The sequence below is a fragment of the Clostridium sp. FP1 genome (assembly GCF_011065975.2).
GTDB classification, from domain to species: Bacteria; Bacillota; Clostridia; order Clostridiales; family Clostridiaceae; genus Clostridium_AD; species Clostridium_AD tagluense.
Genome location: NZ_JAAMNJ020000001.1, coordinates 3,125,507 through 3,136,802, shown reverse-complemented (window position 1 = coordinate 3,136,802; position 11,296 = coordinate 3,125,507). Strand labels below are relative to the sequence as shown.

The 11,296-nt window shown below is 31.5% G+C and carries 11 protein-coding genes and 1 pseudogene; 11 read left to right on the top strand and 1 reads right to left on the bottom strand.

The genetic code is table 11. From position 1 onward, the window contains the following. Positions 1–20: 20 nt before the first annotated feature. From G9F70_RS15385 to G9F70_RS15335, 11 genes and pseudogenes are all read left to right on the top strand, one after another. Positions 21–278 (top strand): IreB family regulatory phosphoprotein, encoded by a 258-nt coding sequence (locus G9F70_RS15385; RefSeq protein ID WP_125004709.1) that lies wholly within the window; start codon positions 21–23, stop codon positions 276–278. Positions 279–426: 148 nt separating this feature from the next. After that, positions 427–846 (top strand): Holliday junction resolvase RuvX, encoded by a 420-nt coding sequence (gene ruvX / locus G9F70_RS15380; RefSeq protein WP_164943810.1) that lies wholly within the window; start codon positions 427–429, stop codon positions 844–846. A 72-nt stretch (positions 847–918) separates the two neighbouring features. After that, entirely contained in the window at positions 919–1,176 is a 258-nt protein-coding gene (locus G9F70_RS15375; protein WP_125004713.1) for a DUF1292 domain-containing protein, read from the top strand. Between the two features lie 155 nt (positions 1,177–1,331). Further along, on the top strand, positions 1,332–1,784 hold the full coding sequence (locus G9F70_RS15370) for a Fur family transcriptional regulator (RefSeq protein ID WP_125004716.1): 453 nt from the start codon (positions 1,332–1,334) through the stop codon (positions 1,782–1,784). A 250-nt stretch (positions 1,785–2,034) separates the two neighbouring features. Continuing rightward, positions 2,035–3,864, top strand: coding sequence for a translational GTPase TypA (gene typA / locus G9F70_RS15365; RefSeq protein WP_164943809.1), 1,830 nt, complete (start codon positions 2,035–2,037; stop codon positions 3,862–3,864). 21 nt (positions 3,865–3,885) lie between these two features. After that, complete coding sequence (gene mltG / locus G9F70_RS15360; protein WP_164943808.1) at positions 3,886–4,884, top strand: endolytic transglycosylase MltG; 999 nt, start codon at positions 3,886–3,888, stop codon at positions 4,882–4,884. Between the two features lie 93 nt (positions 4,885–4,977). Further along, positions 4,978–5,646 (top strand): O-methyltransferase, encoded by a 669-nt coding sequence (locus G9F70_RS15355; RefSeq protein ID WP_164943807.1) that lies wholly within the window; start codon positions 4,978–4,980, stop codon positions 5,644–5,646. Between the two features lie 5 nt (positions 5,647–5,651). Then, positions 5,652–6,875: a peptidase U32 family protein gene (locus tag G9F70_RS15350; protein ID WP_164943806.1), complete on the top strand. Its 1,224-nt coding sequence runs from the start codon at positions 5,652–5,654 to the stop codon at positions 6,873–6,875. Then, positions 6,875–7,495 (top strand): uridine kinase, encoded by a 621-nt coding sequence (gene udk / locus G9F70_RS15345; protein WP_164943805.1) that lies wholly within the window; start codon positions 6,875–6,877, stop codon positions 7,493–7,495. The genes G9F70_RS15350 and udk overlap by 1 nt, the downstream gene beginning before the upstream one ends. A 75-nt stretch (positions 7,496–7,570) precedes the next feature. Continuing rightward, complete coding sequence (locus G9F70_RS15340; RefSeq protein ID WP_164943804.1) at positions 7,571–9,250, top strand: penicillin-binding transpeptidase domain-containing protein; 1,680 nt, start codon at positions 7,571–7,573, stop codon at positions 9,248–9,250. Between the two features lie 92 nt (positions 9,251–9,342). Beyond that, positions 9,343–9,759: pseudogene (locus tag G9F70_RS15335) on the top strand (sigma-70 family RNA polymerase sigma factor); the annotation flags it as partial. Between the two features lie 28 nt (positions 9,760–9,787). On the opposite strand, the gene G9F70_RS15330 reads toward G9F70_RS15335, so the two are convergent. Continuing rightward, positions 9,788–11,296: a recombinase family protein gene (locus G9F70_RS15330; protein ID WP_164943803.1), complete on the bottom strand. Its 1,509-nt coding sequence runs from the start codon at positions 11,294–11,296 to the stop codon at positions 9,788–9,790.

Sequence of the window (11,296 nt, the reverse complement as noted above, 5' to 3'; positions counted from 1 at the left end):
TAAGGAAAGGGGTGAATACAATGGATACTAATCAAAATACAGTCCAATTTGATTTTGTAAAAGATAAAAAAGATTTAACAAAAACTATTTTGACTGACGTGTATAATTCACTTATAAAAAAGGGGTATAACCCTGTAAATCAAATGGTAGGTTATTTGATTTCAGGAGATCCCACATATATAACGAATTACAATGGAGCAAGAGCGTTAGTAAGAAAGCTAGAGAGGGATGAAATCTTAGAAGAAGTTTTGAAATCTTATCTAGACATTAAAAAATAAAATGCCCATATGGGCATTTTGTTTTTTAAATTAACGACATTTCATTATCGAAGATGATGACTAATAGCATCGAAGATGATGACTAATAGCATCGAAGATGATGACTAATGCTATAGATTAATTAAGCTATTATTAAAGGAGTATGTGAATGAGAGTATTAGGTTTAGATATTGGAGATAGAACAATAGGAGTAGCGGTATGTGATCCACTAGGATTAACAGCACAAGGAATCACAACCATCAAAAGGAAAAGCATAGTTTTAGATATTGAAGAACTTGCTAAAATATGCAAAGACTACGATGTAGAAACCATTGTTTCAGGGCTTCCTAAAAACATGAATGGAACTATAGGACCACAAGGAGAAAAGGTTCAACGTTTTTGTGATGCGCTCAAAGAAACCTTGGATTTAGAAGTAAAAATGTGGGATGAAAGATTGACTACAGTAGCTGCTAATAGAGTAATGCTGCAGGGTGATTTGTCTAGGTCAAAACGAAAAAAAATTGTAGATAAAATTGCAGCTACATTCATTTTGCAAGGATATTTAGATAGTTTAGGTACACGTCTATAATCTACTTCGTTTACAAAATATGTAATTGGGGTTTAAATAGTAATAATTATATAATTGAAGGGAGATAATAAAATGGAAAACAATGTTGAAACTATATTATTAAACGATGAAGAGGGTAAGGAAACAGAATTTGATGTACTAACTAAATTAGACATTGAAGATAAGGAATATCTTATAGTTGCACCAACTGGGGAGGAAGACATTGATGCAATAGCATTAAGAATTGATAAGGATGCAGAGGGTAACGATATCCTAGTAACAATAGAAGACGATGAAGAATTTGAAATGATTTCAGAAGCTTACGAAACAATTTTTTCTGAGGAAGATTAATCGTTTTTTAGTGGAGATTTATACCAGTTAACCTGTTTTGTTGAAACTAAATGATTATCAATTGACAATATCACAATAAGGTATTAAAATAATACTATAGTAAATATATTTTATTTTTTTGAACCGAATGATATTTATGGAAGAGGAGTGCATATATGTCGAATTTATCTCCAGAGACAATTGAGAGTTTAAAGGAAACCTTAAAGCAAGAGGGATATAAGCTTACTCCACAGAGGAGAGCTATTTTAAATGGAATAATTAAGAGCGAAGGTAGCCATCTTACTGCGGAAGAACTATATGACTTGGTTAAATCCGATTGCCCAGAAATAGGTCTTGCTACAGTGTATAGGACAATTCAACTTTTAGAAGAAATGAATGTAATTCGAAAGCTAGATTTAGATGATGGATGCAGTAGATATGAACTTATCCATGAGGATGAGAATCATCAACACCACCACTTAATATGTAATCGCTGTGGTAAAGTATTAGAGGTACAGGGAGATTTGCTTGATGAGCTAGAAGCAATTGTTGAAAAAAAATACAATTTTAAGGTTGAAGATCATAGTTTGAAATTCTATGGTGTTTGTGATAAGTGCTTAGATAAATAGAATAGGCAATTTTAGTTTTTTGATTAAAGGAACTAAATAAATTATAAAATACTATTTGTTTAATATTTTAAATGATACAATTGGGGTAGACTTATCTTTTGGTAATAATGTATAATAGAACTAGTTGACTTTTTTGCAAGATAATATTAGAATAAGTATAGTAAATGCGAAAATTGGATACTTCAAGGCGTATCCAATTTTTGTTTGTGCAAAATGTGGAAACTTACGAAAAAAAAATTGGAGGATTAATATGAATTTATTTACAAGAAATGATGTTAGAAATATAGCAATAATTGCGCACGTAGATCACGGCAAGACAACCCTGGTGGATTGTTTACTTAAACAAAGCCATGTCTTCAGAGAAAATGAAAAAGTACAAGAGAGAGTAATGGATTCTAACGATATAGAAAAAGAAAGGGGAATAACAATTCTTTCTAAGAATACTGCAGTAATGCATAATGGAATTAAAATAAATATAGTTGATACTCCAGGCCACGCTGACTTTGGCGGAGAAGTTGAACGAGTACTTAAGATGGTTGATAGTGTACTTCTTGTAGTGGATGCATATGAAGGTCCAATGCCACAAACTAAATTTGTTTTGAAAAAAGCATTAGAATTAAATCTTAAACCTATCGTTATTATAAACAAAATTGATAGAAAAGATGCTCGTCCTACAGATGTACTTGATGAAGTCTTTGACTTATTTGTTGAACTTGGAGCAGATGATGAACAATTAGACTTTGCAGTGGTATATGCTTCTGCTAGAGAAGGGTTTGCTAAATTCAATGTTGAAGATGTAAGTGACAACATGGAACCATTATTTGATTCTATAATAAAGAATGTAAAAGCACCAGAAGGATATTTAGATATGCCACTTCAAATGCTTATTTCAACTATTGATTATAATGAGTATGTTGGAAAAATTGGAATAGGAAAAATTGAAAGAGGATCAATCAAAAAAAATCAACCAATAGCACTTATAAGAAAAGATGGAACAATAAGCAATGTTAAAGTTTCAAGCCTTTTCGTTTACAATGGTCTTAAAAGAGAAGAAACTGAAGAAGCAATGATGGGTGATATCGTAGCAGTTTCTGGTATTCCAGACATTAACATCGGAGAAACAATAGCTGATATTAATGAACCAGAAGCTCTTCCATTCGTTGAAATTGATGAGCCTACACTAACTATGAATTTCATGGTTAATAATTCTCCTTTTGCAGGCCAAGAAGGAACTTATGTTACATCAAGACACATAAGAGATAGACTTATGAAAGAACTTGAAACTAATGTTAGTTTAAGAGTACAAGAAACTGAAGATGCAGATGGTTTTGAAGTAAGTGGAAGAGGAGAACTTCATCTTTCAGTTCTAATTGAAACTATGAGACGTGAAGGATATGAATTCCAAGTGTCAAAAGCAAATGTTATATACAAAGAGGAAAATGGCCATAAAACAGAGCCAATTGAGCACCTTACAATTGACGTGCCAGAAGAATTTATGGGCGTAGTAATGGAAAAAATGGGACCTAGAAAAGCAGAAATGGTTAATATGACTTCTGCTATAAATGGATATACTAGATTAGAGTTCAAAGTACCTTCAAGAGGATTGATTGGGTTTAGAAGTGAACTTATGACTGATACTAAAGGTAATGGTATAATGAATCACGTTCTAGATGGTTACGATAAGTATAGGGGAGAAATTCCAGATAGAAGTCGGGGTTCTCTAATTGTATTTGAAGGCGGAGAATCAGTAACTTACGGATTATACAATGCTCAAGAAAGAGGAACTCTTTTCATACCAGCAGGAGTGCCTGTATATGCAGGAATGGTTGCAGGAGAATGTGCAAGAGCTGGAGACATAGAAGTAAATGTATGTAGAAAGAAACAGCTAACAAACACTAGATCTTCAGGAGCAGATGATGCACTAAAACTAACTCCAATAAGACCTATGTCACTAGAGCAGTGCTTAGAATTTGTATCTATAGATGAGTTAGTAGAAATTACGCCTCTAAACATTAGAATGAGAAAAAGAATATTAGATTCAGGAGAAAGAAAAAGAGCATCAAGTAAATCAAACAAATAGTTTTAAATATGGGGTGGTTTAATGAAGAAGATAGGGCTATTAATTGTGGTTTTAATAGTTTGTGTGTTAGCTGGTATTTTTCAGTATAAGAAAATAATACAACATCCTATTGCGACTACCAAAGACCTCCATGTTAATGTTAAAAATGGAGACACTTTATATAGCATATTAGATGATTTAAACCAAAATGGGGCTATAAAAAACTTAAGTATTATAAAATTTTATATCAAAAAAAATGGAGTCAAATCCAATATACATACAGGGAAGTTCTTTATACCAAAAGATGCTACAGTTAATAAGATTATAACTATTTTAACAACTGTAGGAAATGAGGAAGATATTATTAAAGTAACGGTGCCCGAGGGCTTTGATATAAATGAAATTGCAAAAGTGCTACAAGAAAAAGGTATAATAAAGAGTGAAAAATTTATAGAGAGTTGTAAAACTTATAAGCTACCAACTTATATACATGAAGATGCAAATCGAAAGTTTAATTTGGAAGGGTTTCTTTTTCCTGCTACCTATGAGTTTAAAGCTGATATGAGTGGTAAGGTCATAATAAAGTCTATGGTGGATAAATTTTACAACACTATAAATGAACTGAATAAAGAAAAGCCTATAGATATGAAAAAATTGGATGATATAATAATATTGGCATCAATTGTTGAAAGAGAAACTAGTGATGCAACTGAACGAACTAAGGTAGCATCAGTTTTTTATAATAGATTAGATAAAGATATTAAGCTACAATCTTGTGCAACTGTTTTATATTCATTAGGTAAACATAAAGAAAAACTATATAATAGTGATTTAAAAGTTAAATCACCTTATAATACATACAAAGTAGAAGGTCTTCCTGTAGGACCAATTTGTAACCCAGGAAAAGCATCTATTAAAGCAGTTCTGTCCCCTGCTAAAACAAAGTATTTATACTTTGTTCTAGATAATGATGGGAAACATTTTTTTACAGATGACTATAATGAGTTCTTAAAAGTTAAAGCTGCAACACAAGGATTTTAGTTAACTGTGTTAGGCACATGAAAATAAATAGACTAACAGCTTTGACTTGTTATTTATTTTCATGTGCCTTAATCAATTTTTGGAGGAAATTAAATGAGTGGCATAACACATGATTATATGGAACAATATTTAAGAGAATTGATTCCTAGTAATACTGGCATTTTAGAAGATTTAGAAAAATTTGCTCTAGAAAATAGAGTTCCTATAGTTCAAAAAGAAACTGCTAAATTTTTAGAATTAATGATAACTATGAATAGGCCTAAAAAGATATTAGAACTGGGTACAGCCATAGGATATTCTGCTATTTTAATGAATCTAACGCTTGGAGGACTAAGTGAGATTACCACCATCGAAAGAGATGAAAAAATGATAGAGCTTGCAAAGGCTAACATAAAAAAATACGGATTGCAAAATAAAATCACTATTCTACAAGGGGATTGCCTAGAAATTTTAGAAAATCTTAAGGGTGAATATGATATGATTTTTATGGATGCTGGTAAAGGACACTATAATCATTTTCTTCCGCACTGCCTTAGGCTTCTAAAAAAACAGGGAGTTCTTATTGCTGATAATGTTCTTTTTAGAGGAATGGTTGCATCAAAAGAGCTTGCAACACGTAGAAAAGTAACTATAATAAAGCGTATGAAGAGCTATTTAGAATTAGTATCTAATAATGATGAACTTATAACTTCTGTAATACCTATGGGAGATGGAATCTCAGTTACAGTAAGAAAATGCAAAGAGAGTAGCGAGGAGGAATAAAACCAATGAAACCAGAAATACTAGCACCAGCAGGTAATTTAGAAAAATTAAAAGCAGCTATAAATTTTGGTGCAGATGCAGTTTATTTAGGTGGAAGCAAATTAAATTTAAGAGCTTTTGCAGATAATTTTACTAATGAAGAATTAAAAGAAGGTATAGATTTTGCCCATTCAAGAGATAAAAAGGTATATGTTACTTTAAATGTAATTCCTCATAATGATGATTTACAAGGTCTGGAAGATTATCTAAAAGAAGTATATGAACTAGGGGCAGATGCTATAATTGTATCTGATCCAGGAATTATTATGACGGCTAGGGAAGTTGTACCAAATTTAGAAATTCATCTAAGTACTCAATCTAACAATGTAAACTATAAATCAGCTATTTTTTGGCATAAACAAGGGGTAAAAAGAATTGTTCTTGCAAGAGAATTATCCCTAGAAGAAATTAAAGAAATTAGAGAAAAATTACCGGATACATGTGAACTAGAAGCATTCGTTCATGGTTCTATGTGTATGTCCTATTCTGGAAGATGTCTCTTGTCAAATTATATGACCGGTAGAGATGCTAACAGGGGACAATGCGCTCAGCCATGTAGATATAAATATTTTTTAATGGAAGAAAAAAGAGATGGAGAATACTTTCCTGTAATTGAAGATGATAAAGGTACTTACATAATGAATTCAAAGGACTTATGCATGATAGAACATGTGCCAGAACTTATGGAAACCGGTATAATGTCTTTTAAAATAGAAGGAAGAATGAAAAGCTCATATTATGTTGCTTCTGTATGTAAATCCTATAGAGAAGCTGTGGATGCTTATATAGAAGATCCAGTAAATTATAAATTCCAGCAAAAATGGATGGATAATCTTCTAAAACCTAGCCATAGACAATATTATACTGGATTTTATTTTGGAGATCCAAACAAACAGATATATGAATCCTCTTCATATATTAGAGATTATGATATTGTTGGAGTTGTACGGGAATATAATGAAGAAACTAATATTGCATCAATAGAGCAAAGAAATAAGGTATTCCAAGGTGATACTGTTGAAGTATTAAGACCTGTAGGCGATAATGTAATAATTGTGCTTAAGGATATGAGAAATTCTAAGGGAGAGAATATAGCTTCTGCTCCAAATGCTCAGATGTTATTTACTGTAAATATTATGGAAAAACTTCATGAGAATGATATACTCATAAAATGCAAGGAGGAAAAATAATGCATCGTCCGATTTCAATAGGGATAACTGGAGGAACGGGATCAGGAAAAAGCACCATTGCAAGAGAAATCTATAAACAGTTTGATGACACATGTATTGCAATGCTTGAACAAGATTCATATTATAAGGATCAAAGTAATCTTTCTTTTGAAGAAAGGATAAAAACAAACTATGATCATCCAGATGCTTTTGATACTTCACTTTTAGTTCAGCATCTTACTCTTCTTTTAGAAGGACAGGCTATTGAAAAGCCTATATATAATTTTGAAATACATAATAGGATGGAAGAAACAGTTTCTGTGCAGCCAAAGGAAATTATTATAGTTGAAGGAATTCTTGTACTTTCGGAAAAGGTTCTTCGAGATATGTTGGATATTAAAATATATGTAGATACGGATGCAGACGTTAGGTTTATAAGAAGACTTGTGAGAGATATTAATGAGCGAGGGAGAACAACCGATTCTGTTATAAATCAATATTTAAATGTTGTTAAACCAATGCATGAACAATTTACAGAACCGACTAAAAGGCATGCGGACATTATTATACCTGAAGGTGGACATAACAAGGTAGCTATAGATATAATTACTTCAAATATAAGGCAATCACTACAAAAGTAAGAAATATAAAAGGAATAATTATAAAGTATAAAACATCTCATTTAAGGCTAGAATTAGGCTAAGTGAGGTGTTTTTATGTATAGTAGAAATAATATATTTGGTTCTTCAAATCACAGGAGAGAAGCTCAAAAAAGAAATTGGACGGTGATGGTAATAGTAATTCTAATGTTCTCTTTCCTCCTTTGGAAATGTGTATATAGTATGTATATTAAAGGACCAGATAGAAAAGCAATGGCAGATGCACAATATACAATAGATGAAAAATATGGCTTGCAATATAGTTTAACTGATTGTAAAGATAATCCCATTTTGGATTATAGTATAAACTATTACGCAATTATTGATCCACTGGATTATTTTAGATTTAATGAATATACCAGCAAATATGACATGCAAGCCTTAACTTTTATATTAAGAAATTATAATAGCAACTATGATTTATATAAGATAAATGGTAGTGGTAATGGACAAAAAATAAAATATAAAATTGATGAAGAGACTTATGATAAACTTAAGGATATTAAAGGAGTAAAAGGGTTTTATACTTATGCAGCCAATGAGGTTATTCAAGATAAAATATGGAAAATTGAGAATTTGTTGTCAAATCCGAAATACTATAAAGAGGGGGTTAAAGACCCCATTTTCAAAAGTACTAATTCTCTAGAAATGCAGATATATAACAAAACCAAAAATAATGAATTTACAAAAATTAGATTTCTTAAAGGCGTTGATGGTGAAATATCTGAAGGCAAAATAATTGAACCTGAAAACAATATTAATGTAAAACTTACCTTAGATAAAGAAGTTCAAGATAGTGTTGAAGGTATTCTTCATGAGGATAAATACAAAAAATATGACCAAATTGGTGTTGTATTAATGGAGAGTAGCACTGGTAAAATAAGAGCAATGGCACAAAAAAATGATAGTACCTCAAATGCAAATTTATGTAATGGTTTTTTTGCAGGATCTATTTTTAAAGTTATTGTGGAGGAAGCTGGGATAGATTTAAATTTAATAGACAAGGATAAAACAATTTCAGTAAAAGGCAATATATTTAAAAAAGCGGATAAGCATAAAATTGGATATGAATATACACTTTCAGAGGCGCTATCTGATTCTTCTAATGATATATTCGCTCAATTAGGTTGGAAGATAGGTATTGAAAATATGTATGATTATGCAAGAAAACAAGGGTTATTTAATAAAGTTTTAAATTTTGAGCAGGAGCAAAGTGGTAAATTAGAGGTAGATTTATCGAGTCCTAAAATTGAAGATACAAGCTTTACATCTATTGGTCAGACTGCTAGAATAACACCACTACAAGCTATTAGTATTCCTAATACTATCATAAACAATGGGATATATGTACAGCCAACAATAATAGACTCCTTCCTAAAGGGTGATAAAGAAATTTTAGAGAAAATCACTTCTAAAACTTCTCGTGTATTAAAAAGTCAAACTGCGGAGACAATTAAACTTCATATGATGGATGTAGTGAAAACTGGTACAGGAAAACAGGCTTATATTAAAGATATGAACATAGGTGGAAAAACTGGCACTACTTCCTATAAGGATAAGGAAAAAACTAAATCAGATGGATGGTTTGTTGGTTTTTTTCATTGGAAGGGGAAGAATTATTCTATGGTTGTATTTGTAAATAATATCGGGATGAATGTAAACGGTATAGCGGATGAAGAAGGTGGCGGTACGGCTGCTCCAATATTTAAAGAAGTAGTAAATGCACTTAAAAAATAAATTAAATAAATATTTTTTATGTACAGGCAATATTAATAATATAAATCATATTATATTAACAAGCACTATTAGGAGGAACCTCCGTGTTTTTCATGAATTGTTTATTAGATATGATTGGAAATGTTACATTTTTAACAGCTTACATTACTGGTAGTAGCTCATTTCCTCAACCATTAAGTGAAGAAGAAGAAAAATTTTATTTAACAAAGTTAAAACAAGGTGATTTACTAGCTAAAAGTATATTAGTTGAACGAAATCTAAGACTAGTTGCACATATAGTAAAAAAATATTCCTACCCAGGAAAGGATGTAGATGACCTAATATCCATTGGAACTGTAGGACTAATTAAAGCTATTGATTCCTTTGATACAAGCAAAGGAACAAGGCTTGCGACCTATGCTGCCAGGTGCATAGAAAACGAAATACTCATGCTTATTCGCAATAATAAAAAAACAAAAGGTGAGGTGTATTTGCAGGATCCTATTGGAATTGATAAAGAGGGAAATGAATAGCACTCTGCATGATAGACGTATATGCCTAAAGCCTTGGGAATAGGTTAATTTCAAAGTTGTCATTTCTCTGGCTCTTACTCTTTTTATATTCAACTTTATATAATACGCTTTTTAATAATTCATTTTTGAGTGCGATGTCATCTGATATTTTATAACTATCAATGACATTTTTTATTTTAGACTGAACATCATTATTTGTCTTTTTACTTTGTTTTTTAATCACAACTTTTATATTTTCAATCTCATTTGCAATCGCATCGGAACGTTGAGAAAGATTATTCGAACGCTCGATAAAAGTTTCGTCATCATAAACGTGTCGCTCCAATAAATCGAATAAATTAAGTTTTTGAGTGCTTAATGTACCAAGTTCTTTACTTAACATTTCTATTTGTTTTTCGTATATGTCTACATCAACTGTAGAAGTTATATTTTCAGATTCACCACCTAGAACTGCTAGGTATTGTTCAAGGGCTAAAATAATTTCATGTTCGATGTATTTAAATTTAGCACTTCTGTTATCGCACTTATTATTATTGCATATTATGTGCGGATCCTTATCTCCATATTTTCTCATAACCATTTTGCTACCACAAGTCTCACAAATGACTAGCCCGGCAAGGGGATTAGCAGCTCCATTTGCGGTTTTATATGGTATATGGTATTTACCTTTTAAAATTTCTTGAGCTTTATCAAAAACATCTTCTTCGATAATAGCCTTATGCTTACCCTCTGAAATAATCCATTCGGATATGTCCCTGGTTCTAGTATCCTTAATCTTGTTAGGGTCTTTTGATTTCCTTATATCTTTCTTTTTCCACGTAACTTTACCAATATAGATAAGATTTTTTAAAGTAAATAGGATACCGCTAGATTCAAAGTTGTTTCCAAGCTTTGATTTATATCCTAAGCCGTTTAAATATTTCGCAATTGTTCCAGCTCCAGAACCATCAACATACATTTTAAATATCAATCTCACTACTTCGCTTTCATTTGGATTGGGTTGTAAGGTCCTGCTTTTATTTATAAACGCTATATCATATCCCAGAGGAGGATTAGGAGATATGTAATTACCATCTTCTATACTTCTAACTCTTCCACCTTGCATTCTGCGATTAATCATCTTCAATTCTTTTCTGCTCATGAACGCTTCAAATTCACTATATTCTTCATCGAAATCGTTGTTAAGGTCATATGTCTTTTGCGGGGTTATTATCTTGGTGCCACTGTCTTTAAAAGTTTTTAGTATAATGCCTTGTTCTTGCATGTCTCCACGTCCTAGACGCTGTATATCCATTACTAGGACACCACTATACTGCTTATCTTCGATTTCTTTTAAGAGCTCCAGCATCTTAGGTCTAAAAAATAAACTTTCACCACTAACTATTTCTTCTTTTATTTCTACAATATTTAATTTTCTTTCTTTTGCAAATTTTAATAAGGCCCTTCTATGCTTAGATAGAGTTTCGCCTTGCCCTAAAGTTTTTTCAAGTTCTTCATCCGCTCTAGATTTTCTTAAATACATAGCTATTTTCAT

What these genes read in the sequence shown, in the direction of transcription:
- G9F70_RS15385 (WP_125004709.1), top strand. Translation starts at nt 21, where the DNA reads ATGGATACTAATCAAAATACAGTCCAATTTGATTTTGTAAAAGATAAA.
- ruvX (WP_164943810.1), top strand. Translation starts at nt 427, where the DNA reads ATGAGAGTATTAGGTTTAGATATTGGAGATAGAACAATAGGAGTAGCG.
- G9F70_RS15375 (WP_125004713.1), top strand. Translation starts at nt 919, where the DNA reads ATGGAAAACAATGTTGAAACTATATTATTAAACGATGAAGAGGGTAAG.
- G9F70_RS15370 (WP_125004716.1), top strand. Translation starts at nt 1,332, where the DNA reads ATGTCGAATTTATCTCCAGAGACAATTGAGAGTTTAAAGGAAACCTTA.
- typA (WP_164943809.1), top strand. Translation starts at nt 2,035, where the DNA reads ATGAATTTATTTACAAGAAATGATGTTAGAAATATAGCAATAATTGCG.
- mltG (WP_164943808.1), top strand. Translation starts at nt 3,886, where the DNA reads ATGAAGAAGATAGGGCTATTAATTGTGGTTTTAATAGTTTGTGTGTTA.
- G9F70_RS15355 (WP_164943807.1), top strand. Translation starts at nt 4,978, where the DNA reads ATGAGTGGCATAACACATGATTATATGGAACAATATTTAAGAGAATTG.
- G9F70_RS15350 (WP_164943806.1), top strand. Translation starts at nt 5,652, where the DNA reads ATGAAACCAGAAATACTAGCACCAGCAGGTAATTTAGAAAAATTAAAA.
- udk (WP_164943805.1), top strand. Translation starts at nt 6,875, where the DNA reads ATGCATCGTCCGATTTCAATAGGGATAACTGGAGGAACGGGATCAGGA.
- G9F70_RS15340 (WP_164943804.1), top strand. Translation starts at nt 7,571, where the DNA reads ATGTATAGTAGAAATAATATATTTGGTTCTTCAAATCACAGGAGAGAA.
- G9F70_RS15330 (WP_164943803.1), bottom strand. Translation starts at nt 11,296, where the DNA reads ATGAAAATAGCTATGTATTTAAGAAAATCTAGAGCGGATGAAGAACTT.